This window comes from Amycolatopsis sp. NBC_00355 (assembly GCF_036104975.1).
Lineage (GTDB): Bacteria > Actinomycetota > Actinomycetes > Mycobacteriales > Pseudonocardiaceae > Amycolatopsis.
The window spans coordinates 4,829,329-4,852,738 of the sequence record NZ_CP107982.1 but is presented as its reverse complement, the minus strand read 5'-3'; the positions used below and the strand labels follow the sequence as shown (position 1 = coordinate 4,852,738).

Here is a 23,410-nt window from a genome sequence, read left to right as displayed (position 1 = left end):
GGCGATCTTCCCGGTGAGGGGTTGACGCCACGACTGACTCACGAAACCGGGTTCACGAAGGGCGCCGCGCGGTGAGGTAGACGTGCGGCTCGGGGGTGGCGCCGGGGTGGTCCGGGACGAACTCCGCCTGCTCCTCGCGGACGATCTCGAGCCCGGCCGCGCGCAGCAGCCCGGCCAGCGCCTCGGGGGTGAAACTGCTCGCGCGCACCGGGTGTCCCATGAAGACGATGTCGAGCCCGTCCACATCGGCCGGCACCGTGGCCAGCAGCACCAGGCCGCCCGGCTTCACCCACGCCGCCAGCCGGCCGATCACGGTCTCCTGCTCCGCGCGCGTCAGCTGCAGCAGCGAGAAGAACGTCGTGACCGCGTCCCAGGAACCGTCCTCGAAGGTCAGCTCGCGCTGGTCGCCGAGCTCGAACCGGGCCTCGGGCACCTGGGCGCGCGCGATCTCCACCATCTTCGGCGCGACGTCGTAGCCGGTGACGTCGTGGCCCGCCTCGGCCAGCAGTTCGGCGGTCGGGCGCCCGGTGCCCGACCCGAGGTCGAGCACCTTCGCCTGCGGAGGCAGTGATGCGATCAACGCCGTGATCGCGTCCCGCTGGGCGGTCGCGGTGCGGAAGGCGTGTTCGTAGTCCTTGCCGAGCGCGTCGAAGACTTCGGCGGCGGATTCGGGACGAGTCATGGACCCACCTTGCCAGACGTCCGGTTGCGCAACTTCTGTATTGATACCTGCAAGTACCGAGTAAGTTCGGGCAAAATCGCGGCAACACCTTGTGGTGAGGGCGAAGGGCGACCTACTCTTCCGCCTACTCTTCCGGGCGCTCTTCAGGGCACTCCCGAGCGAAACGAGGTCCGCGATGGCGCGACGCACCTTCGGAGCCGTGCTGGTCGCGGTCCTCACCCTGTTTTCCGTGGCCGCTCCGGCGTCGGCGGCCACCGACCGGCCGGTGGTGACGCGCGCCGCGCTCGATCCCGCGCTGGTCGCGGGGCGCGGCGCCGCAGTCGGCTTCGCCGAGCAGGAAGCGGAGAACGCCCGCACCGACGGTGCCGTGATCGGCCCGGACCGCTCGGCCTACACGCTGCCCGCCGAGGCGTCCGGCCGTCGCGCCGTGAAACTCACCGCGGGCCAGCACGTCGAGTTCACGCTGCCCGCGGCGGCCAACGCGATCACCGTCCGCTACAGCATCCCGGACGCGCCGCACGGCGGCGGGATCACCGCGCCGCTGGACGTCACCGTCAACGGCGGCCACCGGCAGCCGATGACGCTGACCTCGCAGTACGCGTGGCTGTACAACCAGTACCCGTTCACGAACGACCCGGACGCGGACCTGCTGCACCCGGACTGGTGGATCACCGAGTGCGCGTGCGTGCCCGTGGCGACCACCCCATCGCCGGTCGTCACGAAACCCTTCCGCCCCAACCACTTCTACGACGAACAGCGCCTGCTGCTCGGCCAGACCTACCGGGCGGGGGACCGGGTCCGGCTCACCGTCCCGGCCGGGACGCCCGCCGCGTGGACGGTCGTCGACCTGCTCGACTCCGAGCTCGTCGCGCCACCGCGCGTCGACCTGATCGCGGCCAACGTCCTGTTCTTCGGCGCCGACCCGACCGGCAGGCGTGACTCGGCCGACGCGATCGACCGCGCGATCACCTTCGCCCGCCGGGCGCACCTCAAGGTCTACCTGCCGCCCGGCACCTACCAGGTCAACCGGCACATCATCGTCGACGACGTCACGATCGAAGGCGCCGGCAACTGGTACACGATCGTCAAGGGCCACGAGGTCAAGCTGGACACGCCCGCGCCGGACGGCTCGGTGCACACCGGCGTCGGCTTCTACGGCCGTGACGCCGCCGCCGGCGGCAGTCACCACGTCCACCTCGCCGGCTTCGCGATCGTCGGCGACGTCCGGGAGCGGATCGACACCGACCAGGTCAACGCCATCGGCGGCGCGCTCAGCGACTCCACTGTGGACGGTCTCTACCTGCACCACACCAAGGTCGGCCTGTGGTTCGACGGTCCGATGAAGAACACGCGCATCACGGACAACGTCATCGCCGACCAGATCGCCGACGGCCTGAACTTCCACACCGGCGTCACGGACTCGTTGGTGGCGAACAACTTCGTGCGCAACACCGGCGACGACGGCCTCGCGATGTGGTCGGAGAAGATCGAGAACGCGCGCAACACGTTCAGCCACAACACCGTCCAGACGCCGGTGCTGGCCAACGGGATCGCGCTCTACGGCGGCACCGACACGACCGTCTCGGCCAACCTGGTCGCCGACCCGATCCGCGAGGGCAGCGCGATCCAGGTCGGCTCGCGCTTCGGCGCCGAGGCGTTCACCGGGTACGTGCGGATCACGGACAACACGACCGTCCGGGCCGGGACCTTCGAGCTGAACTGGAAGATCGGGCTCGGCGCGATCTGGTTCTACGCCCTGGAGAAGAACATCGACGCCGACATCCAGGTTACCGGCGACCACTTCCTCGACAACACCTACAACGCGATCATGCTGGTCAGCGACTTCCCGGTGAAGGACCTGTATTCGATCAACGGCCTGAAGTTCGCGGACCTGCGCGTCGACGGCGCCGGGACGTCGGTGCTGAGCGCCCGCGCGGCCGGCTCGGCGTCGTTCCGGAACGTCGGCGCCCGCAACGTCGGCGCGGTCGGCGTCAACAACTGCGGGTCGTTCGACTTCCCGCCGACGGGCTCGGAGTTCTCGCTGACCGACCTCGGCGGCAATTCGAGCTGGCTTGCCCCGTGGCTCCTCCCGAACACGATCACCTGCGACGACCGGCCCCCGGTGGTCCCGCCACCCGCCCCCGCCGCTTGGTGAGTGCCGCCCGCGGGTCGTGAGTGGTCAGGGCGGTTAGAACCGCCCTGACCACTCACGACCGGCCGCGGCAGACCGGCGGCTAGGGTTCCGGGTGTGGCTGGGTTGCGGGGTGTGTTCGCGGGGTTCGGCAAGAGCAAGGCGTTCGCGGTGGTCGGGCGGGCGCTGATGCCGGCCGACCGGGTGCTGCTGCGGATCAGCGGCGGCCGGGTCGGCGTCGGCACCGCGGTCGGGCTGCGGACGCTGCTGCTCACCACGCTCGGGCGCCGCAGCGGCGAACCGCGTCAGGTGCCGCTGCTCTACGTCGAGCGCGCCGGCGGGTACGTCGTCATCGGCTCGAACTGGGGCGGCGAGGCGCACCCGGCGTGGTCGGCGAACCTCCTGGCCCAGCCCCGGGCGACGGTCAAGATCGGCGGCCGGACGGCCGAGGTCACCGCGCGGCTGCTGACCGGGGACGAGCGTCAGGAGATGTGGGACGCCGTCGCGGAGTACTGGCCCGCGTACGACCGGTACGCCGTGCGGGCCGAGCACCGCGAGATCCGCGTCTTCCTGCTGGAGCCGGTCAGTCGATGAGGTCGGTGTGCCGGATCCGGTACACCTGCAGCCGCAGGTTGTAGTACTTGTCGGTCTCGCCGACCCACTGCATGCCAAGGCGCTTGGCGACGGCGATCGCGCGCGTGTTGTTCGGCCGGGCGACCGCGAACAGCTCGTCGGTGTCCTGCGTGAACGCCCACTGGATGAGGGCCTGTGACGCCTCCGACGCGTACCCCTGGCCCCAGGCGCCGGGGCTGAGCTGCCAGCTCAGCTCGAGGTCCTCTTCGAACGGCGGCAGCAGCCGGATGCCGAGGCCGCCGATCACGGCGCCGTCCTCCTTGCGCTCCACGGCCCAGCGCCCGCGCGGCGGCCAGAGGTTGGGCTGCGCCTCCTGCCACGCGTTCAGGACGGCACGCATGGCGCCGACATCGCTGACGCGGTCCATGGCCGGCGTCAGCCAGTGCGTGACGTCTTCCGCGCCGTAGATCTCGAACGCGGCCTCGGCGTCGTCCACCGTCCAGTCCCGGATCACGAGCCGGTCGGTGCTCAGCGCAGTTTCCATATCAAGACGCTACGCCGCGGGGCCCCCGATTGTTCCCCCGCGAAAGTGCTCAGAAGGTGAACACTTCACCCCCGATGATGTGGGCATGGAGACTTTGGAAGGCATCGCGGTGGTGCAGGTCACGTCGGTCGCGCAGTGGCGGGAGTGGCTCGCGTCGCGCGGCACCGCGAGGTCGGTGTGGCTGGTGATCCGGCGCAAGCACAGCGGCGCGCCGGGGGTGCTGGTGCACGAGGCGATGGAGCAGGCCCTGTGTTTCGGCTGGATCGACAGCAAAGCGCTCAGGCGCGACGCGGAAAGCACGTACCTCTGCTTCACGCCGCGGAATCCGAAGAGCACGTGGAGCCGGGTGAACCGCGACCGCGTGGCGCGGCTGACCGCAGCCGGCCTGATGACGCCGGCCGGGCAGGCGGTGGTCGACCTCGCCCGCCGCACCGGCACGTGGGACGCGCTGGCCGAGGCGCAGGACGGCGTCGTCCCGCCGGATCTGGCGCGTGCGTTCGACCCGGTCGGGGCCGGGCACTTCGCCGCGTTCCCGCCGTCGTCCCGCCGGTTGATCCTGGAGTGGATCGCCAAGGCGAAGCGCCCGGAGACGCGGCAGCGCCGGATCGCGACGACCGCGGAGCTGGCCCGGGAAAACGTGCGGGCCGCACACCCGAAGGCCGCCTAGAGTCGGGTCCGTGGACGAGACGCGTGATCTCCTGGCCCGGGCCGCCGCGCTGGCCGCGGACTACCGCGAAAGCCTGGCCGGGCGGCCGGTGGTCCCGGCCGGCGATGCCGCCGCGGTGCGCGCGGGCTTCGGCGGCCCGCTGCCGAAGGACCCGAGCCCGCCGTCCGAAGTGCTCGAACACCTCGCACGGGCCGCCGAGCCCGGGCTGATGGCCACGGCCGGGCCGCGGTTCTTCGGGTTCGTCATCGGCGGCGGACTGCCCGCCGCGACGGCCGCCGACGTCCTCGCCGCGGGCTGGGACCAGAACGCCTTCAACGCCGTGCTCTCACCCGCCGCCGCGGCTGCGGAAGACGCCGCCGGCGGCTGGCTCAAGGACCTGCTCGGCATCCCGGCCACCGCGTCCGCCGGGTTCGTGACCGGCGGGCAGGCGGCGAACACCGCCGGGCTCGCCGCCGCGCGCCACCACGTGCTCGCCGAAGCGGGCTGGGACGCCGGACGCGACGGGCTCTTCGGCGCCCCGCGCGTCCGCGTGGTCGCGAGCGCCGAACGGCACGCGACGATCGACCGCGCGCTGCGGCTGCTCGGCTTCGGCACAGCCGCCGTCGACGAGGTCGCCGCCGGCCCGCAGGGCGCGATCGACGTCGCCGACCTGCAACGGGTGCTGGCCGCCGGGACCGGCCCGGTGATCGTCTGCCTGCAGGCGGGCAACGTGAACACCGGCGCGTGCGACGACCTCCGAGCCGCCCGCGAAGCCGCCGGCGACGCCTGGGTGCACGTCGACGGCGCGTTCGGCCTGTGGGCCGCGGCCAACCCGGCCACGGCGGCGCTGCTCGACGGCGTCGAGCTGGCCGACTCCTGGGCCTGCGACGGGCACAAGTGGCTCAACGTGCCCTACGACTCGGGGTTCGTCTTCTGCGCCCGGCCGGACGTGCACGCCGCGGCCTTCGCCAACCGCGCGGCCTACCTGGTCGGCGCGGGTGAGGTGGCCGGCATGGGCGACCTCACGCCGGAGTCGTCGCGGCGCGCCCGCGGGTTCGCCGTGTGGGCGGCGCTGCGCGAACTGGGCCGCGACGGCGTGGCCGAACTCGTCGACCGCTGCTGCCGCTTGGCCCGCCGGTTCGCGGTGACCCTCGCCGAGGGCGGCGCGGAGATCGCCAACGACGTCGTCCTCAACCAGGTCCTGGTGTCCTTCGGCGACGACACCCGCACCGACGCGCTGATCACGGCGATCCAGCGCGACGGCACGTGCTGGCTCGGCGGTACCACCTGGCGCGGCCGCCGGTACCTGCGGATTTCGGTGTCGAACTGGTCCACGACGGAGGATGACGTCGACCGTTCGGCGGCGGCGATCCTCCGGCTGGCCGGGCGGTCCTGAAAGGCGGGCGGTCCTGAAGGGCGGGCGTTCCTGAAGGGTGTCAGTGGCCTTCGCGCACCGAAAGCGGCTCCGATTTCCACGAAATCGTCTTCGCGCCGCCGGTCGGCCAGGCCGACGAGAGCCGCCGCCGCCTGCTGCCGAGCGCGCCCAGGGTGACCAGGTCGACGCCGGAACCCTGTGCCGCCAACGAGATCACCTCGGTGCCGGTCAGCGGCACGATGTCGAAGAACTGGGCGTCCTCGCCGCCGGTCCAGTCGACGAACTCGGTGAAGATCGAGGCGAACGCCTGGCCGCATTCCGGACATTCGCGCAGGGAAACGCCGAAGTGCGACTGCTGCACCAAGCGGTGGGTTTCGCGAAGCCGGGTCGTGCAGAACGCCATCGCGGTCAGGGCGTCTTTGCCGTAGCAGCGGGCGCAGCCGAACTCCGTCATGCGGGGATCTTCGCACATCGTGAATCCGGACCCGGCTGCGACACGACCGGGAAATCTGTTCGCGGCAGACCTTTCGCTCTGTCCGCAGTGGTCTGGACCTGTTAACCTCAGCCGGTCCGACCGGCCGGTTCGCCGAAGGACCCTTGACCCTGAAGGGAAAGCCGTGCTCCGCATGAGAAAACGCGCCGCGATCGCCGCTGCCGCGCTGGCCCTGTCCGTCGCGTCCGTGGCCACCCCGGCCGTCGCCGAGGCCGGCCAGTCCCACGGCAACCAGTCCCGGGACAAGGTGATGGCCTACTTCGCCGACTGGGACGTCTACGCCCGCAACTACCACGTCAAGGACATCCAGACGTCCGGTTCGGCCGCGAAGCTGACCCACATCAACTACGCCTTCGGCAACGTGACCGGCGGCGGCTGCGCGGTCGGCGACCCGTGGGCCGACCACGACATGCCCTACGACGCGTCGATGAGCGTCGACGGCCAGGCGGACACCGGCACGCTGCACGGCAGCTTCAACCAGCTCCTGGAGCTGAAGAAGCTGAACCCGAAGCTCAAGGTGATCTGGTCGTTCGGCGGCTGGACCTGGTCGGGCGGCTTCACCGAGGCGGCGAAGAACCCGGCCGCGTTCGCCGAGTCCTGCTACAACCTGGTCAACGACCCGCGCTGGGCCGGGGTCTTCGACGGCATCGACATCGACTGGGAGTACCCCAACGCCTGCGGCCTGACCTGCGACACCAGCGGGCCGAAGGCGTTCACGGGCCTGGTCAAGGCGCTGCGCGCGAAGTTCGGGCACCAGCTCGTCACGGGCGCCATCACCGCGGACGGGTCGAAGAACGGCAAGATCGACGCGAACGACTACGCCGGGGCGAGCCGCTACCTCGACTGGTACAACGTGATGACCTACGACTACTTCGTCGCCGGGGGCAGCCCGGCCGGGCCCACCGCGCCGCACTCGCCGCTGCGGTCCTACCCGGGCATCCCGACCGCCGGGTTCTACGCCGACGCGGCCATCCAGAAGCTGCGCCACCAGGGCGTGCCGTCGTCGAAGATGTTGCTGGGCCTCGGGTTCTACGGCCGCGGCTGGGACGGCGTCACGCAGAAGCAGCCGGGCGGCACGGCCACCGGCCCCGCCCCGGGCACCTACGAAGCCGGCGTCGAGGACTACAAGGTCCTCAAGACGACCTGCCCGGCCAACGGCAAGGTCGCGGGCACGGCGTACGCCAAGTGCGGCTCGCAGTGGTGGAGCTACGACACCCCCGAGACGGCCGCGGCCAAGGCGGGTTACGCGAAGTCGCAGGGCCTGGGCGGGGTGTTCGCCTGGGAGCTGTCGGGCGACACGGCCAACGCGGAACTGCTGCGGGCCATCTCGTCCGGCCGCTGCTGAAAAGCTGGAGGGCCCGGGTGGCGAAGCCGCCCGGGCCCTTCGTCCATTCACGACTGCTGCGGGAACCCGTGGCGCCGCGCGCCGAGCACCACGGCGAGCACCGGCACCAGGAGCACGAGCAGCGTCCACGGGAAGGCCGCCGGACCGGCGGTGTCGAGCAGGACCCCGCCGGTCACGCCGCCCGCGGCCATCGCGGCGTTCCACAACGTGACGAGCATGGCCTGCGCGTTGTCCGCGGCCTCGCCACCGGCGTTGCCGGCGGCGGTCTGCAGCAGCGTCGGGACGCCGCCCCAGCCGAGGCCCCACAGCGCGACGGCGACGTAGATCAGGGCCGGACTGCCCGCCACCATGAGGACCGCGGCGACGGCGACCAGGACCGTGCTGAGGATCGTGAGCCGCCGCAGCGCGCGGTCGATCCGGGCGCCGACGATCCCGATGCCCGCCATCGACGCGACCCCGAACACCAGCAGGACGACGTCCACCGAACCGCCGAGCCCGGCGTGGCCGAGGAACGCGGCGACGTAGGTGTAGAGCACGGTGTGGGCCAGCACGAACACGAGCGTCACGACCAGGACCGGCGTCACGCCCGGCACGGTGAGCGTGCGCAGCACCGGCAGCCGGCCGCCGCGAGGCTGTCCCGGGTGGTCCGGGACGCCGGCGGCGATCCACGCCAGCAGCACGACCGCGAGCACCGACATCACGCCGAACGCCGAGCGCCAGCCGAGCAGGCCGCCGAGGAACGTCCCGGCGGGAATGCCCAGCGACAGCGCGAGCGGGATGCCCGCCATCACGATCGCGATCGCCTTGCCCTCGCGGCCCGCGGGCGCCAGGCGGCGCGCGTACCCGGCCAGCAGCGCCCAGACGACGCCCGCCGCGATCCCGGCGACGAACCGGGCCACCATCGTCAGCGCGTAGTCCGCGGACAGCGCCGTCACGGTGTTGGCGACGGCGAACCCGGCCACCCCGGTCAGCAGCAAACGTTTGCGCCGCCAGGTCGACGTCGCCGCGGCCAGCGGGATCGCGGTGAGCGCGGTGCCGAGCGCGTAGATCGTCACGGCCTGGCCGGCCGCGGACTCGCCGACACGCAGCCCGGCGCTCATGCCGGGCAGCACGCCCGCGGGCAGGGCCTCGGTGAGCACCGTGACGAACGCGGCGGTGGTCAGGGCGAGCAGAGCGGGAGTCCTCATGCCGTTATGCTCGAACCCTCACATGGATGTGATGGTCCAGTCCGGCGGACGTGAGGTGGCACACATGCGGATCGGCGAGCTCTCCGAGCGCACGGGCACGTCCCGGCGGCTGCTGCGGTACTACGAGGAGCAGGGCCTCATCATCGCGTCCCGCGGCGCCAACGGCTACCGCGACTACGACACCGCGACGGTCGACCGCGTGATCCAGGTCCGCGGCCTGCTGGACGCCGGCCTGCCGACCCGGATCATCAAGCAGATCCTGCCGTGCCTGGACAAACCCCGCGCCATCTACTTCCCGGACGCGACCCCGGAGATGCTGGCGACCCTGGAAGCGGAACGCGACCGCATGGCCCGCCGAGCGGAATGCCTGCTGCGCAACCGGGACGCGATTTCCGGCTACCTGGACGCGGTCCGCGAGTACAACCGCGCCTGACCCTCGCCCAGGTCCGTGAATGGCCCATCGAGGGACTTCAAGTCCCTCGATGGGCCATTCACGGCGTTACGAGGGCAGCGCCGCTTCGGCCGGGGCGGATGCCGTCGCCGGGGCCTGCACCCAGTGCAGCGTGTCGGCTTCCGGCCACCAGCCCGCCGGGTCCGGGCGGGGACGGGCGCCCTCCTCACCCCACCAGCGCGGGGGCGCCTCGTCACCCATGTCCACGACCGTAGGAGAGCCGCGCCGGCGCGCGCACCGGGCGGGTGCGGCCACTGTCCGGTACCGGCCACCGCCGGCCGGCCGGTACCGGACACTGGCCGAAACCGCCCCTGCCGCCGCCGTGCGGACGGCCCTAGCTTGGCCCAGGAGATCACTTCGCGGGAAAGGACGACCATGATCAAGCGAGTGCTGGCCGGCCTGCTCGCCGCGGCGGCCATCGGCACCCTCGCCGCCCTCGCCGCCCCGACGGCCGCCGCGGCGCCGGGCCACGGCGACCCGGCGGTCCGGCCGCCCGGGACCGACTGCGTCTGGATCTGGACCCACGGCCCGCCCCAGTGCCGGAAGCTGGAATAACACCGGGCGCGCGCTCAGCCGAGCCAGCCCAGCCGGGTCGCCGCGAACACCGCCGCGACCCGGTTGTCCGCCTGCAGTGTCTCCAGCAGCCCCTGGACGTGCCGGCGGACCGTGCGCTCGCTGACGTCCAGGTGGCGGGCGATCGCGCCGTCCGTCATGCCCGTGGCCAGCAGGTCCAGCACCTTCGCCTGGGTCGGGGTGAGGCCGTCGCGCGGGTGCCCGCCGTCCACCGCGACCGCCTGGCTCCAGACCAGCTCGAACAGCATCCTCAGCGCCGCGACGATCGTGGGGCTGCGGACGAACAGCGCGCCGTCCATGCCGCTCGGATCCAGCGGTACCAGTGCGGAATGGTGATCGGCGACGACCATCTTCATCGGCAGCTCCGGCGCCACCCGCATCGCCCACCCGGCCGCGACGCTGGCGTCGACGACTTCCTTGGCGCCGGCGAACTCCAGGGCGGCGCGCTCGTAGACGTTGCGCAGCCGCACGCCGCGTTCGGTCACCGCGTCCGGCAGGCGCATCACCGTGCCCGCGTCCGGTTTCCGCTTGAAGTGCCGCGTGGTGAAGGTCAGGAACTCTCGCGCGCGGACAGGCACAGTTCCAGCGACAGCGAGCCGATGCGCTGCGGGTCCGTCAGCACCTCGACGCCCGGGTCGCCGCCGCTGCCGTGCGCCGCGCGGTACACCGCCTGCAGCATGTCCAGCTGCTGGCGCGCCGCGACGATCTGGCGCTGCTGCTCCACGAGCCGCTGCTGCGCGCCCAGGATCGCGTGGTCGACGGCGCGCACCGGCTCCATCGGCGCGATCACCGGGTCGTCGCGGTAGTCGCGGCGCACGAAACCCTGGTCGAACAGCTCCCGCATCTCCGGGCTCCCGGCGCGCGGGTCGTCCAGCGGCAGCGGCCCGGTGCGCACCATCGTGTCGTACAGCGCGCCCGCGCCGGGCGTCAGCAAGCCCTCGAGCATCCGTGCCCTCCTCCGGCGAGAGCGGGGCCGGGGATGGCCTGATCCGGCCGTTGACCGCTCTGCCCCCTACCCCACGCGCCGGACGGCGGAAAGGATTAGGCCGCTCATCAGGTTGGACGCGGAATTTCGCCGCCGGACCCGCGAGGGGTGGGCCCGGCGGCGGGCCGGGCTCGTGGACGCGGAGCCGGACAGGATTCGGAAAGCGTCGTGCAAGGCCCCTGCGCCACGGAGGGACCGGCACGAACCGTCGAGGGGGCGGGTCGTGTTCCCCGGCACGACGACCGCGGACCGGACCGTCGCGTCCGGCGGGGTGGCAGGGCCGCGCAGGCCCTGCCACCTCACCAGCGGCGGGACTCGTCGATCACGTGGACCGCGGCTTCCTCCGCCGAAGCCGCACCGCCGTCGACGCCCGCGTCCGACGCGTACAGCTCCTCGTCGGTGTCCGCGCCGAAACCCTCGTCCGAGGCGACCAGCCGGCCCGCGCGGACGTCGCCGACCTCGTCGTCGATCAGCTCGCCGTCGCTGTCCTCGTTGTCGCCGAGGCCGTCGTCGTCGGCGTCGTCGGCCAGGTCGGGGACCTCGCGGGCGAGCCGGCCTTCCCAGCTTTCGCCCTCCGCGGTCTCGCGCGCGGTCGTGCCCCAGTCCTCGGTGGCGCGCGAGTGCTCCGGCGGCGAATAACCTTCCGCCAGCTCGTCGCGGTCGACCAGGGTGTCTTCGGGATCCAGCACGCCGTTGTCGGCGTTGTCTTCGATGTCGTCGTCCATGGCCCCATCTTCGCCTAACTCCTTGGCCGCACCCGGTCTGGGTGATATCACCGTGCAGGCCGCCGCACGGGCGGCGTTCCGGTGAAAGGTGATTCCCCCATGCCGATGAGACGCAGGGTGCTGGCCGCGGGCCTGGCCGGGGTGTTCGGCGCCGCCGTGTCCGGGCGGACCGCGCAGGCCGCGCAACCGCCGTCGGTGCGGCTCGACCAGCTGAACCTGGTCAACCTGTCGCACGTCAACGACCCCGCGAAGACCAACGTGTTCCCCGGCGACCCGGCGTTCTCCCTGGAGACCATCGCGACCATCCCGGACGACGGCTATTACCTGCAGTTCGTTCGCGAAGGCGAGCACACCGGCACGCACTGGGGCGCGCCCGGCCACTTCAACACCGGTCAGCCCCTCGCCGACGCCATGGATCCGGCGGATCTATTCCGGCCCGCCGTCAAGATCGACATAAGAGCGAAGGCCGCGGCGAACGCGGACTACGGCGTGACGATCGACGACCTCAAGGCCTGGGAGAAGCGCCACGGCCGGATCCCCGACGACGCCGTCGTCGTGCTCTGGACCGGCTGGGACGCCAAGTGGGGCACCCCGGCCTACCCGAACACCGGCGCCGACGGCGTGCTGCACCAGCCCGGGTTCTCGATCCCCGCGGTCAACTGGCTGATCGACACGGGACGTCTCGGCCGCCAAGGCGGCACGGGCACCGACACGTTCAGCCCGGACGTCGGCACCGACGAGACGTACACCGTGTCCAAGCTGGTCTACCAGCGCCACCGGATCAGCCTGGAGATCCTGGCGAACCTCAAGGCCCTGCCGACGACCGGCGCGTGGGTCCTGGCGGGCGGCCCGATCAACCGCAAGGGCGCGGGCTCGACGGCGACGATCTTCGGCGTGCTCCCGCCGGGCGTGCACGCGGACTGAGCCCCGGGGGTCGTGAGTGTTCAGGGCGGTTCTAACCGCCCTGAACACTCACGACGGGCCGCGGCAGACCCGGGATCAGCCTGCCGAAAGCGGTGTCGCGCCGGAGAGGCGCAGCGCCGACAGCGGGGCCGGGCGGCCGAAGCGGTAGCCCTGGGCGGTGGTGCAGCCCGCCCGGATGATCAGTTCGGCCTGCTCGGCCGTCTCGATGCCTTCGGCGACCACCGCCAGGTCGAGGTCGGCGCACAGCCCGACCAGCGACCGGCACAGCGCGGCGTCGCGCTCCGGCTGGATACCCGTCGTCAGCGCGCGGTCCAGCTTGATCAGGTCGACCGGCAGCGCGTGTAGCACGGTCAGCGAGCTGTACCCGGCCCCGAAGTCGTCGAGCGCCACCCGGACGCCGAGGGCCTGCAGCCGCCGGATCGCGTCGGCGCCCTGGGCCAGGTCGGGCACCGGCACGGTCTCGGTGATCTCGACGACGAGCCGGTCCGCGGGCAACCCGTACCGGGCCAGGCTCGCGCTGACGCTCCGTTCGAGCGCGGCCGCGCCGAGCCGGCTGGCGCAGACGTTGACGTGCACGGTCAGGTCCAGCCCGGCCGCGGTGATCTCGCGGCAGGCGAGGTCCAGCACCAGCGCGTCCAGTTCGGCGCCGAGGCCGGCGCCTTCGACCGCGCGGACGAACGTCTCGGGCGACACGGCCGTGCCGTCCGGGGTGGTCCAGCGGGCCAGCGCTTCGACGGCCACCGGCGTCTCGTCGCCGAGCCGCACGATCGGCTGGAACACCAGCTCGAAGCCCTCCGGGATGCCGCCGGCCGCGCGGCGCAGCGCCGACGGGAAGTCCGGCGGGCCGTCGTGGGACGGCCGGTAGACCACGGTCGTGTCCTTGCCCAGCCGCTTGCCCGCGTACATCGACGTGTCCGCGCGGCCCAGCAGCACGTCGGAGGTGACCTGCGGCTCGGCCGGGTCCGGCACGACCAGCCCCATGCTCGCCCGGACCGGGACGAGCGTGCCGTGCACCGCGAACGGCCGCCGCAGCGCGCCGCGGATCCGGTCGGCGACCGCCTGCGGCGCGTCGACCTCCCCTTCGAGCAGGATCGCGAACTCGTCACCGCCCAGGCGCGCGACGGTGTCGGTCGAGCGCACGCAGCCCAGCAGCCGCTGCGCGACGGCGTGCAGCAGCAGGTCGCCGCCCGCGTGCCCGAAGCGGTCGTTGACCTCCTTGAAGTCGTCCAGGTCGACGAAGATCAGCACGAGCGGGTGACGGGCGTCGGCACCTTCGGCGACCGCCGAGTCCAGCCGGTCGCCGAACAGCGCGCGGTTGGCCAGCCCGGTGAGCGGGTCGTGGAAGGCCTGGTGCGTCAGCTGCTGCTGGCCTTCGTACACCCGCCGCAGCAGCAACCGGTTGTCCAGCACGGAAAGCAGCTGCCGGGCGAGCACGAGGAACACCACGAGCACGCCGACGAACACCTCGACGCCGTCCGGCCCGGCCCCGCCGATCAGCTGCACGGTGATCAGCAGCGCCACCGCGGTGACCGGGATGTAGGGCAGCGCCAGCTGCCACCAGTCGACCCCGCCGGGCTGGGCCGCGTCGTCGCGCCGCCGGGTGTTCGGCGTCACCAGCAGCGCGAACGCGATGAACATCGGACCGAGCACGAACCCCGCGTCGGCCCACGGCTTCATGCTCTCCGCGCCGATGCTGACGAGGTAGGCGAACACGCTGTCGGAGCAGGCGAGCGCGACGATCCCGACGGCCAGCAGCAGCAGGTTCGCGCGGTAGGGCCGGTCCACCCGGTCGAACACCACCAGCAGCACCGCGACGACCACGATGACCAGGTCCGACAGGGGATAGGCGATGGCCACGGCCCACGAGCCCGCGTCCGGCGCGGTGGCCCGGACCAGCTGCCCGAGTGCCGCGGTCCAGGTCAGGATGAACAGCGAACCGGTGACGACCAGGCCGTCGAGCACCACCGCGATGCCGAAGTGCGCGGTCCACTGCGCGGGCTGCCAGCGCTCGCGGTCCGGCCGGATCCGCGCCCGCGCCAGGGTGAACAGCGCGGCGAGCGCGAGGACCGGGAAGCTCAGGTAGCCGATGTCGGCCAGCGACGGCGACGGCAGCCCCCGGCCGTCGACCAGCTGGAACCAGGACCAGACGCACTGCCCGAGCGACCAGCCGGCCATGCCGAGCGCGATCAGCAGCCGCCACCAGCGCTGGTGGCCGCCGAAGCGGCGGGCGACCAGGCAGCCGCAGACGACCGCGGCGACGCCGGCGCTCAGCTGCATGGCGTCGTCGATCCACAGCGCGAAAGTGTCACCCCAGAACGCGAACCCGTTGACGACGATCAGCGCCGCCGTGACGACGACGAGCAGGATCGCCACTGGGTACCGCCGCACTGTCATGGCACCTCACGTGGTCACGCCCGGTCCGTCGGACTGAGAAACACTACACCGGACGGACGCGGGAACCGGCTCACCGCACCGGCACCATCAGGCGATGTCACGCCGGTGCAGCAGCCACCCGCCGAGCCCGGCGAAGACGACCAGATACCCGGCGAGCACGGCGGTGGCCTGCCCGGAACCGACGATCCGCTCGACCCCGGGGGCGCTCGCCCCGAACGAGGCCACGAGCGCGCCGGCGTTCGGCCCGGGCAGCACCTTCTGCAGGTCGGCGACCCAGGTCAGCAGCGGCGCGGCGACCGACGCGAGGAGGTTCTGCACGGCCAGCAGCCACACCAGGCCCAGCCCGATCGGCAGCGCGACCGAACGCAGGCCGACGGCCAGCAGCACACCGAGCGCGCCCCACATGGTCGTCACCAGCCAGCCGGCGCCGAGGCCCAGCAGGACATCGGACGCGCTCGGCCAGACCAGCGCCCGGCCCTGCAGCGACGCGACGAGCGCGCTCGCGCCCGCGTCCGCCGCGAACAGCGCGAGCACCGTGGCCAGCGCCGCCACCGTGACGACGACCAGCTTCGCGCCGAAGACGGTGACCCGCGAAGGGTTCTGCACCAGCACCGTCTTCCACGTGCCGAAGCCGTATTCGCTGCCCGCGACGAGCACGCCGAAGATCAGCGCGAGCGCGCCGACGAAGATCGGCAGGCCGCCGAGGGCGCTGCCGACGAACGCGTCCGGCAGCATCGCGCTCAGCCCGCGTCCGGCGCCGGGCCCGCCGGACGCCGGGGCGCCGTCCAGGCCCGCGTAGGGGACGGCGTAACCGAAGGTCAGCGTCAGCACGACGGCGACGGCCAGCAGCAGCCAGCTCGCGGGCCGCCGCGTCTGCTTCAGGAGTTCGGCTCGGATGTCACGCAGCATCGGGGGTACCTCCGGTCGGGGCTCCGGTCAGGGCGAGGAACGTCTGTTCCAGGTCGGGTTCGTGCCAGCGCAGCTCGGTGACGTCGAGGCCGGCGCCGACGAGCGCCGCGTTGATCCGCCCGGCCTCACCGGGGTCGACGTCCAGTTCGACCGCGGCGCCGTCGGCGTGGACGCGGTCCGCGCCGAGCAGCCGGCCGAGGTGCGCACGGGCCTGGTCGAGCGGCCCGGCGACCACGCGCAGCGCACCACCGGCCCGCAGGTCGGTCACGGACGTCTCGGCGACGAGCCGGCCGTGGTCGAGCACGCCGACGCGGTCGCAGATCTGCTCGACCTCGGCCAGCAGGTGGCTCGACAGCAGCACGGTGCAGCCGTCGGCGGCGAGCTTGCGCAGCGTCACGCGCATGTCGGCCATCCCGGCCGGATCGAGGCCGTTGGTCGGCTCGTCCAGCACCACGAGTTCGGGCTCCTTCAGCAACGCGGCCGCGAGGCCGAGCCGCTGCTTCATGCCGAGCGAGTAGGTCGCGTACTTGTCCTTGGCCCGATCGGCGAGGGTGACGACGTCGAGCACGGCGTCGACGCGGCCGCGGGAGACACGGGCGTGGTCGGCGAGGATCCGCAGGTTCGCCCGGCCGGAAAGGTACGGGTAGAAGGCGGGCCCTTCGATGAGCGCGCCGACCCGCGCGAGACTGGCCGGACCCGGTTCGTCACCGAAGAGCCGGACGTCGCCGGAAGTCGGCCGGATCAGGCCGAGCAACATCCGCAGCGTCGTCGTCTTGCCGGCGCCGTTGGGGCCGAGGAAGCCGTACACCTCACCGGCGCGCACCGACAGGTTCAGCTCCGCCACCGCGGCGGCCGGTCCGTAGCGTTTGGTCAGGGCGATCGTTTCGACGGGCAGGTTCACGGGTCTCCTTCCGGACGCGGCCCCACGGCTTGAAGACCGAGAGGACGCTGGCGAACAACAGCAGGCCGGGTGCGACGATCACGGGGTAGAGCAGGCCGGCCGGATCACCCTGCGGGGGCACACCGGCGGCGAGCTGCCGGCCGTATTCGGCGGCGTCGTACAACCCCGGCCGCAGCGCGAAGAGGATCAGCAGGACCATCACGACGTTCACGGCCAGCTTCACGGCCACCCACCAGTAGCGGACAAGGCCGTACTTGGTGCCGAGGCCGAGCACAACGCCGGTCCCGAGCGTGAGGACCGCGGCGATCAGCATCGGCCAGATCGCGAACAGCTCCAGCGCTCCCAGGCTCGTGGCGACGACCGCGGGGTCGTCCGAGACGAGCGCGGTGGCGACGAGCACGCCGAGGACCGCATCGATCCCGATCCACGCGCCCCCCGAGACGATGTGGGCCACCAGGTACCCCTTGCGGGCCCGGGCGCCGAGTCGGCTGGTCATGGTGCCCTCCTTCGTGCTGCCCCTCATCCTCGGGACCCGGGCCGCCGCGGTCGTCCGCCGAGGAACGGCACTTGCGCCTACGGCAGAGTGCGTACTCGGGCAGCGGCCGTACGCGCGGAGGTACGTGGAGCTGTGGTTCGACCGGCGATCACTGGGCCACTTCACCGATGCCCGGCGGCGCTCGTGGGCGAGGGCCGGCTGGTGCCGGGCGTGGTCGACGCGCACACGCGTTCCGCACCTGCTTCCGGGACAGCTGCACCAGCAGGTCGACGCTGATCCGCCGGGCCTCCCGGGCGAGCCACCCTCGTGGTCCGGCAGAGCCCCGCGTGCCCGGCACGCGGACCTATGGCTGGTGCGGCACGGCCGGTTCTCCGACGGCGGGTCCGCCGTGCGAATCACGACGAGCTGTCGGCAGCGCGACAGGCCGCGAGCACCAGCGGGATCGAGCGCCGGCTCCCGGCCCGCTGGGACGCGGAAACCGACGGCTACTTCGATTCCACCGCAACAACATGACCCGGGCATCGCCCACTGGCGCTTCGTGGTGACGTTGAATCTAATAGGGGACTACAAGGGCGGCGAGCTTCGCGTCGCGGAGTTCGGCCGCGCACCTACCAAGCCTCTGTAGGTGGCGCGTTCTCGTACTCATTGCGACCAGAGGCGACGTCCGTCGCCTCTGGTCGCCGCTACAGCAGGCTCCCATTCCTCCACGACGAAGCGCCGGGAGAATCCGCCGGCGGAACCGCCGTTTCGTCGAACGGTGACCGGCGCCGGTCGTGCACGAGCAGCGGGCGGCAACGTCCAGATCCGCGACGGGAGGCAACGGGTCCAGATCCGCGACGGGAGGCAACGGGTCCAGATCCGCGACGGGAGGCAACGGGTCCAGATCCGCGACGGGAGGCAACAGGCCAGACCCGCGACGGGAGGCAACGGGCCAGACCCGCGACAGGAGGCAACGGGCCCGCCCTTCTCGTTCAGCGCCGCCGTGGCGGAGGCCTCGGCCTCCTCATTTAGGCGCCGCCGTGGCGGAGGTCCCGGCCTCCTCATTCAGATCACACCGGTGACCGCAAGCCTGCCCGTCCCGGTCAGGCTGCTGCTGGTAGTGGCTTGTGGACGTTGTTGCGTCGGGGTTGTCGACGCCGGTCCATGAACAACGGCGGAATGAACTCCGGCAACCCATCCGCAGCCACCCGGACCTGCCAACTCGAACTATGCACCAACCGATGGTGATACCCACACAACAACACCAGATTCCCCAGACTCGTCGGACCACCCTCGGCCCAGTGCCGGATGTGGTGCCCCTGACAATGCCGCGGAGGACGATGGCAACCCGGGAACGCACAACCCCGGTCACGCAAGTACAGAGCCCGGCGGAGACCCGCCGTGATCAAACGACGCAACCGCCCCAGATCCAGCGGCTCACTCTTGCCACCCAAGACCGCGGGGATGACACCGCTGTCACACGCGTGGACCCGGGCGTCCGCGGCCGAGATGTCACCGGTGTCGCCCAGCCGGGCCGTGCCCGCACCGGTCTTCAACGCCTCCAGGGGCACCGTGACCAGGACGTGGGCTCGTTCACCGGCCTGCAACGGCAAATCCGGTGAATTCAAGGCCAGGTCGATCGCGTCGGAGAACGCGTCACCGTAACGTTCCTGCGGGGAACGCAGGTCCTCGGCTGTGCGGCGTTCCGCCAGGGAATCCAGCAGGGCATGGGCGCGGGTGCCGGTCTCGTCGTCGAACCTTCCGCGCAGCTCCCACACACCGGTCCTTTTGCGCCGCAACGACAACTCACGCTCGGGAACCGAGGGTGTGGTGTCGTCCGGAGGTGGGCCGTCCGGGTTGAGGTAACCCAGCAGATGCGCACCCAGAGCCGCTACCTGTCTTCGGCCCGCGGTCCGGGACAGCAGCACCATCTCCCGTTCGGCATCCCCACGATGCTCATCCGGGATCTGGCGCAGAGTCTCCAGGATCGTGTCGATCATCGGGTTGCTCAACCGGCCATCCCGGGCCGCCGCAGCCGTGGCCGGGGCCGTTTCTGGAGCCGAGTTCAACGCCCGGGCCCGCCGCAGCAACTTCCCCGCAGCATCCGCGGAAATATCGGCCAGGTCTTCCAGAAGCCGCCCTACAGAACGGTATCCGAACAACTCGCCCACGCCGCGGGCCTCGATCTCGACCAGCACCGCACCCAGTTCCGCTTCCGCGCAACGGATCCGGGTCACCAGCTCACCGACACGGTCGGCCAGTGCCACCGCGTTGGCTTGCCACATCCGCTCGTCGTCCACACCACAAACACTAACCCGGAATCGAACACCTGTTCATCACACGATCAGGCGAAAAGATGATCACTGCCCGTGAGCCGGCCGGCGTTGGCCCAGCTGGTGCTTCGCGGTGCCGGCACGACGAAGGTGACAACCGCCGCGACGAGCCCGACGAGCAGGGGTACGTGCACCGCGGCCGGTGCGGCGGTGACGAGGAACAGCCGCAGGGCGCCCGAAACCAGCCACATCCTCGGGTTCTGATCGGCGGATACCCGTGGCCGCCGATGCCGATGCCGCTCGATCAGGTGGACAGGGACGGGTTGCCCCAGCCCAGTTCCGGGAGGCCGTTCGACAGGCCGCCCGCGATCCGGGCGCCGGCCAGCAGGGGTGACCCGATCGTGTCGGGCCGGTAGGCGACGAGCCGCAGCCTGAGGACTTCGGAGACGTCCACGTCGAACTGCGCCGGCGCGCCGAGCCGTACGGTGACCGACGGCTGGGGGACGCCGTCGAGGAACACCTCGAAGTGGCCCGTCTGGCCGGCGTCCGCCGCGTCGTCGAGGACGCCTGCCGCGGACTCGAACTTCCGGTACTTCCGGCCCAGGTCGTACTCGACGACGCCGCGGGGTTCGCCGCAGAACATCGAGCAGCGGTAGGTGATGCTGTGGCCGTGGTGGGTGCCGTCGATGCTCGCGGCGGCGAGCCGGACGTCCGGTCCTTTCGAGACGGGCGTCAGTTCCGTGGTCAGCAGCAGTTTCCGGCGCCTCGGGGCCGGCGTGTACCCGCCGCCGGCGAACACCGCGGGATCCTCGTCCGGCCGGGGGTGTTCCGGCCGGCGCGCGATCGCCCGCACCAGGCTCTGGACGCCGCTGTCGCCGACCTGGAACTGCCGGACCACGAAGCGGGTCGTCGAATACGGGTTGAGGAACTGCGGGATCTCGTCGATCGCGCGGCCGGGGAGCACGATCGGCAGGATCCGCGCCGTGTACTCGTCGATGTCGGCGGTCACCTGGTCGCGCAGGACCGCGCCCTCGAACTGCGCGCCGCGGCCGACGTGCGGCGACTCCTCGCCGTCGGTGCGCCGCCGGTACATCGGGGACGCGATGGCGAGCGTGTAGTCGGCCGCCTTCAGCTGCCGCAGGGCCCACCTGGACCAGTCGACGCGGGCGCCGTCGGCCCACTGGTCCAGGTGCACCTCGAGGCCGATGTGCCGGTGGAGGAACTCGGCGAACCGGCGCACGAGCGTCTTGTGGTCCTCGTCGTCGTGCGAGTACGACACGAAGACCCGGGGGCGGGTCGGCATGACACCGGAGTCGGCGCGTCCGGAGCCGCCGTTACGCCGGCCGGGCCCGGGTTTCGCCGACGACGACCGGGTCGAGGCCGGGGTGGCTCTCGTCCGCCCGCGCCCAGTAGCCCGCCGCCTCCGACGCCGCGCCGCGGGCGAACGCGACGTTGCCCAGGCCCGTGTACGCCCGGGCCGCTTCGTGGTCGCTCTCGCACGCCTCCGCCCGGGCCGCCGCTTCGCGGTAGGCCGCCGCGGCGAGGTCGTGTTCGCCGGTGTGGAACCGGGCCCAGCCCAGGCAGTTGAGCGCCAGCACGGCGTCGAGCTCCAGGCCGAGCTCGTCGAACACGGTCAGCGTGCCCGCCGCGACGTCCGCCGCTGCCGCGGCCTCGCCGAGCGCGACGCGCACCAGCGCGATGCCGCGTTCGGTGATGGCGGCGTTGCGGCGGCTGCCGGTCTGCTCGTAGAACGCCAGCGCCGTCCCGAAATCGCGCAACGCGGCCCGGTAGTCGCCGCGGTAGTGGTCGGCCCAGGCGTGGTGCGCAAGCGCGGTGGCTTCGCCGTGGCGGTCGCCGATCGCGCGGTACTCCCGGAGCGCTTCGCGGTAGCACTCGGACGCGCCGTCGAGGTCGCCCCGGTCGACCAGGGCGATCCCGAGGTTCGCCGTCGTGGTCGCCAGCGCCCACCGGTCGCCCGCCGCTTCGGCCGCCGCGCGGGCCCAGCGGTGCGTCACGATCCACTCGTCCCACAGCTTCGCCAGGAAGAAGTACCCGCGCAGGAAGAACGCCAGCTGCCAGCACCGCTCGTGCTCCCCGAGCTCGCCGGCCCGGCGGCACAGGGCGACGAGGTTCGGCCACTCGGCGCGGAACCACGCGACGGCTTCCGCGGGCACCGGCTCGGGCAGGCCGCCGGGGTAGGTGACCACCGGCCGGTAGCGCTGCGGGGACAGCAGCCGGTCGGCCCGTTCGGCGTCCCGCACGGCGAACGCCGCGAGCTGGCGGAAGGCCGCCTGCCGCTCTTCGGGTTCGAGGGCGGCTTCGCCGGTCTCGACGGCGAACGCGCGGAGCAGGTCGTGGAAGCCGTACCGGTCGGCGGCGGGCTGGGTGATCAGGTACGCGTCGTGCAGCCGGTCGAGCAGCCGGTCGGTCTCCCGCGGCGCGAGCCCGGCCAGCGCGCTCGCCGCGCGGACGTCGAGGTCGCCGCCGGGGTGCAGCGAGAGCAGGCCGAACAACCGGCCTTCGGCGTCGCTGAGCTGACGCGCCGACAGCCGGAAGGCCGCCGACAGGCTGCGCTCGCCGTCGTCGAGCTCGCCGAGCCGGTCGGCCTCGACGGCCAGCCGGCGGTCCAGCTCGGCCACGTCCCAGGCCGGGTGGGCCCGCAGCCGGGCCGCGGCGATCCGGACGGCGAGGGGGAGCCGGCCGCAGCGTTCGGCGACGCGGGCCGCGTCGGCGGCGGCCGCCCCGGTGAGCGCGGCGAAGAGCTCGGCCGCGGTGCCGGCGGGCAGGACGTCGAGCGAGACGTGCCGGGCCTCGTCGAGCGCGCTCAGCCGCGACCGGCTGGTCACCAGCACCCGGCACTTCGGCTCGGCGGGCAGCAGCGGCCGCACCTGCGCCGCGTCGGCCGCGTTGTCCAGCACCAGCAGGAGACTGCGCCCGCGCAGCCGGGTGCGGTAGAACGCGGCCCGGTCGTCCGGGTCGGCCGGGATCCGTTCGGCGGGCACGCCGAGCACCCGCAGCAGCCGGTCGTGCAGGGCCGCCGGGTCGACCGGGGCCTCGCTGTGCCCGCGGAGGTCGACGAACACGCAGCCGTCGGCGAACACCGCTTCGAGCCGGTGGGCGCAGCGGACGGCCAGCGCCGTCTTGCCGACCCCGCCCATCCCGGAGATCACGCAGACGCCGTTTTCGGTTTCCAGCGCGTCGCGCACCGCCTGCAGTTCGTCGGCGCGGCCGGTGAAGTCGCCGGTCGCGGGCGGCAGTCCGGACGCCCGGACGTCGGGGCGGGTCCGCCGTCGCGCGGGTTCGTGGGGGAGCAGGGCGGTGAGGGCCCCGGCCGCGTGCAGTTCGGCGTCGCACAGCGCGGCCAGTGCCGGGTTCGGTGTGGTCAGCCCGGTTTCCACTTTGCTCAGGTAGCCCTTGCTGTAGTGGACCCGGTCCGCGAGGCCGGTCAGGGAGAGCCCGGCCGCCCGGCGCAGGCGGCGCAGCTCGGCGCCGAACGTCGCTCGTTCGTTCATCAGTACCCACCCTCGTCGCAGGAGCATTATGACGGCGCCGGAGGGCCGCCGGGGGTCGCCGGACCCGGCCGGCGGGTGTGCGCGCGGCCCGGGTTCTTCACGCATGGCCCGGCCCTCGGCCGGAGCCGGCGGCCGGCGGGGCGAGGAGTGGCGGAATCGAACAGGCGACCGTCATTTCGACTCCTTCGACAGTGCGCACCAGGGTGGCACTCGATGCGGGGGAACCTTCGGTTTTTGCCGCGGAATCGCCGCGGCCCGCCAAGAATGCGGCCGCGCGGAACGGCCCGGCAAGGAGTTTCCCGTTTCCTGCAA

At 72.4% G+C, this 23,410-nt stretch carries 24 protein-coding genes; 8 read left to right on the top strand and 16 right to left on the bottom strand.

Annotation, left to right across the window (positions count from 1 at the left end; translation table 11 throughout):
• Positions 1 to 52 precede the first annotated feature (52 nt).
• Positions 53 to 682 (bottom strand): class I SAM-dependent methyltransferase, encoded by a 630-nt coding sequence (locus OHS18_RS21355; protein WP_328618254.1) that lies wholly within the window; start codon positions 680 to 682, stop codon positions 53 to 55.
• Between the two features lie 175 nt (positions 683 to 857).
• Between OHS18_RS21355 and OHS18_RS21350 the strand changes: the two genes are divergently transcribed.
• Together OHS18_RS21350 and OHS18_RS21345 are read left to right on the top strand one after the other, a co-directional pair.
• Positions 858 to 2,837, top strand: coding sequence for a glycosyl hydrolase family 28-related protein (locus tag OHS18_RS21350; RefSeq protein ID WP_328618253.1), 1,980 nt, complete (start codon positions 858 to 860; stop codon positions 2,835 to 2,837).
• Between the two features lie 102 nt (positions 2,838 to 2,939).
• Positions 2,940 to 3,407 carry a nitroreductase family deazaflavin-dependent oxidoreductase gene (locus OHS18_RS21345; protein ID WP_328618548.1) on the top strand — a complete coding sequence of 156 codons (468 nt, stop codon included), beginning with the start codon at positions 2,940 to 2,942 and terminating at the stop codon, positions 3,405 to 3,407.
• Here OHS18_RS21345 and OHS18_RS21340 read toward each other — a convergent pair.
• The gene (locus OHS18_RS21340; protein WP_328449999.1) at positions 3,397 to 3,930 is read right to left on the bottom strand and encodes a GNAT family N-acetyltransferase; all 534 of its coding nucleotides are present in this window, start codon (positions 3,928 to 3,930) and stop codon (positions 3,397 to 3,399) included. The genes OHS18_RS21345 and OHS18_RS21340 overlap by 11 nt on opposite strands.
• Positions 3,931 to 4,015: 85 nt before the next feature.
• Here OHS18_RS21340 and OHS18_RS21335 point away from each other — a divergent pair, with 85 nt between their 5' ends.
• Together OHS18_RS21335 and OHS18_RS21330 are read left to right on the top strand one after the other, a co-directional pair.
• Positions 4,016 to 4,597: a YdeI/OmpD-associated family protein gene (locus OHS18_RS21335; protein WP_328618252.1), complete on the top strand. Its 582-nt coding sequence runs from the start codon at positions 4,016 to 4,018 to the stop codon at positions 4,595 to 4,597.
• A 10-nt stretch (positions 4,598 to 4,607) separates the two neighbouring features.
• Positions 4,608 to 5,972 carry a pyridoxal phosphate-dependent decarboxylase family protein gene (locus OHS18_RS21330; RefSeq protein ID WP_328618251.1) on the top strand — a complete coding sequence of 455 codons (1,365 nt, stop codon included), beginning with the start codon at positions 4,608 to 4,610 and terminating at the stop codon, positions 5,970 to 5,972.
• 40 nt (positions 5,973 to 6,012) lie between these two features.
• On the opposite strand, the gene OHS18_RS21325 is transcribed toward OHS18_RS21330, so the two are convergent.
• Positions 6,013 to 6,405 (bottom strand): hypothetical protein, encoded by a 393-nt coding sequence (locus OHS18_RS21325; protein ID WP_328450005.1) that lies wholly within the window; start codon positions 6,403 to 6,405, stop codon positions 6,013 to 6,015.
• A 172-nt stretch (positions 6,406 to 6,577) separates the two neighbouring features.
• Here OHS18_RS21325 and OHS18_RS21320 point away from each other — a divergent pair, with 172 nt between their 5' ends.
• Complete coding sequence (locus OHS18_RS21320; RefSeq protein WP_328618250.1) at positions 6,578 to 7,789, top strand: glycoside hydrolase family 18 protein; 1,212 nt, start codon at positions 6,578 to 6,580, stop codon at positions 7,787 to 7,789.
• A 47-nt stretch (positions 7,790 to 7,836) separates the two neighbouring features.
• Here OHS18_RS21320 and OHS18_RS21315 read toward each other — a convergent pair whose 3' ends face one another.
• Positions 7,837 to 8,976 carry an MFS transporter gene (locus tag OHS18_RS21315; protein WP_328450009.1) on the bottom strand — a complete coding sequence of 380 codons (1,140 nt, stop codon included), beginning with the start codon at positions 8,974 to 8,976 and terminating at the stop codon, positions 7,837 to 7,839.
• Between the two features lie 64 nt (positions 8,977 to 9,040).
• Between OHS18_RS21315 and OHS18_RS21310 the strand changes: the two genes are divergently transcribed.
• Positions 9,041 to 9,409 (top strand): MerR family transcriptional regulator, encoded by a 369-nt coding sequence (locus OHS18_RS21310; protein ID WP_328450011.1) that lies wholly within the window; start codon positions 9,041 to 9,043, stop codon positions 9,407 to 9,409.
• A gap of 66 nt (positions 9,410 to 9,475) precedes the next feature.
• On the opposite strand, the gene OHS18_RS21305 is transcribed toward OHS18_RS21310, so the two are convergent.
• Positions 9,476 to 9,628: a hypothetical protein gene (locus tag OHS18_RS21305; RefSeq protein ID WP_328450013.1), complete on the bottom strand. Its 153-nt coding sequence runs from the start codon at positions 9,626 to 9,628 to the stop codon at positions 9,476 to 9,478.
• Between the two features lie 174 nt (positions 9,629 to 9,802).
• Between OHS18_RS21305 and OHS18_RS21300 the strand changes: the two genes are divergently transcribed.
• Positions 9,803 to 9,982 (top strand): hypothetical protein, encoded by a 180-nt coding sequence (locus OHS18_RS21300; RefSeq protein WP_328450015.1) that lies wholly within the window; start codon positions 9,803 to 9,805, stop codon positions 9,980 to 9,982.
• A 14-nt stretch (positions 9,983 to 9,996) separates the two neighbouring features.
• Here OHS18_RS21300 and OHS18_RS21295 read toward each other — a convergent pair whose 3' ends face one another.
• The 3 genes from OHS18_RS21295 to OHS18_RS21285 all read right to left on the bottom strand — a co-directional run bounded on the left by OHS18_RS21295 (position 9,997) and on the right by OHS18_RS21285 (position 11,710).
• Positions 9,997 to 10,578 carry a helix-turn-helix transcriptional regulator gene (locus OHS18_RS21295; RefSeq protein ID WP_328618249.1) on the bottom strand — a complete coding sequence of 194 codons (582 nt, stop codon included), beginning with the start codon at positions 10,576 to 10,578 and terminating at the stop codon, positions 9,997 to 9,999.
• Positions 10,551 to 10,946 carry a hypothetical protein gene (locus OHS18_RS21290; protein WP_328618248.1) on the bottom strand — a complete coding sequence of 132 codons (396 nt, stop codon included), beginning with the start codon at positions 10,944 to 10,946 and terminating at the stop codon, positions 10,551 to 10,553. Before OHS18_RS21290 ends, OHS18_RS21295 begins: the two co-directional genes overlap by 28 nt.
• A 338-nt stretch (positions 10,947 to 11,284) precedes the next feature.
• Positions 11,285 to 11,710, bottom strand: coding sequence for a DUF5709 domain-containing protein (locus OHS18_RS21285; protein WP_328450019.1), 426 nt, complete (start codon positions 11,708 to 11,710; stop codon positions 11,285 to 11,287).
• A 99-nt stretch (positions 11,711 to 11,809) separates the two neighbouring features.
• On the opposite strand from OHS18_RS21285, the gene OHS18_RS21280 reads away from it, so the two are divergent.
• Positions 11,810 to 12,634, top strand: coding sequence for a cyclase family protein (locus OHS18_RS21280; protein ID WP_328618247.1), 825 nt, complete (start codon positions 11,810 to 11,812; stop codon positions 12,632 to 12,634).
• Between the two features lie 75 nt (positions 12,635 to 12,709).
• On the opposite strand, the gene OHS18_RS21275 is transcribed toward OHS18_RS21280, so the two are convergent.
• The 8 genes from OHS18_RS21275 to OHS18_RS21240 form a co-directional block, all read right to left on the bottom strand.
• On the bottom strand, positions 12,710 to 15,028 hold the full coding sequence (locus OHS18_RS21275; RefSeq protein ID WP_328618246.1) for a putative bifunctional diguanylate cyclase/phosphodiesterase: 2,319 nt from the start codon (positions 15,026 to 15,028) through the stop codon (positions 12,710 to 12,712).
• Positions 15,029 to 15,115: 87 nt separating this feature from the next.
• Complete coding sequence (locus tag OHS18_RS21270; protein ID WP_328618245.1) at positions 15,116 to 15,937, bottom strand: ABC transporter permease; 822 nt, start codon at positions 15,935 to 15,937, stop codon at positions 15,116 to 15,118.
• The gene (locus tag OHS18_RS21265) at positions 15,927 to 16,838 is read right to left on the bottom strand and encodes an ABC transporter ATP-binding protein (RefSeq protein ID WP_328618244.1); all 912 of its coding nucleotides are present in this window, start codon (positions 16,836 to 16,838) and stop codon (positions 15,927 to 15,929) included. Before OHS18_RS21265 ends, OHS18_RS21270 begins: the two co-directional genes overlap by 11 nt.
• Positions 16,747 to 17,334, bottom strand: coding sequence for a hypothetical protein (locus OHS18_RS21260; protein WP_328618243.1), 588 nt, complete (start codon positions 17,332 to 17,334; stop codon positions 16,747 to 16,749). The genes OHS18_RS21265 and OHS18_RS21260 overlap by 92 nt, the downstream gene beginning before the upstream one ends.
• A 1,082-nt stretch (positions 17,335 to 18,416) precedes the next feature.
• Positions 18,417 to 19,613: a DUF222 domain-containing protein gene (locus OHS18_RS21255; RefSeq protein ID WP_442875398.1), complete on the bottom strand. Its 1,197-nt coding sequence runs from the start codon at positions 19,611 to 19,613 to the stop codon at positions 18,417 to 18,419.
• 44 nt (positions 19,614 to 19,657) lie between these two features.
• Positions 19,658 to 19,837, bottom strand: a complete 180-nt coding sequence (locus OHS18_RS21250; RefSeq protein ID WP_328618242.1) for a hypothetical protein — start codon at positions 19,835 to 19,837, stop codon at positions 19,658 to 19,660.
• 53 nt (positions 19,838 to 19,890) lie between these two features.
• A complete protein-coding gene (locus tag OHS18_RS21245; RefSeq protein WP_328618241.1) occupies positions 19,891 to 20,889 on the bottom strand; it encodes an SEFIR domain-containing protein in 999 nt (332 codons plus the stop codon).
• Between the two features lie 31 nt (positions 20,890 to 20,920).
• The gene (locus OHS18_RS21240) at positions 20,921 to 23,098 is read right to left on the bottom strand and encodes an ATP-binding protein (protein WP_328618240.1); all 2,178 of its coding nucleotides are present in this window, start codon (positions 23,096 to 23,098) and stop codon (positions 20,921 to 20,923) included.
• Between the last annotated feature and the right edge of the window lie 312 nt (positions 23,099 to 23,410).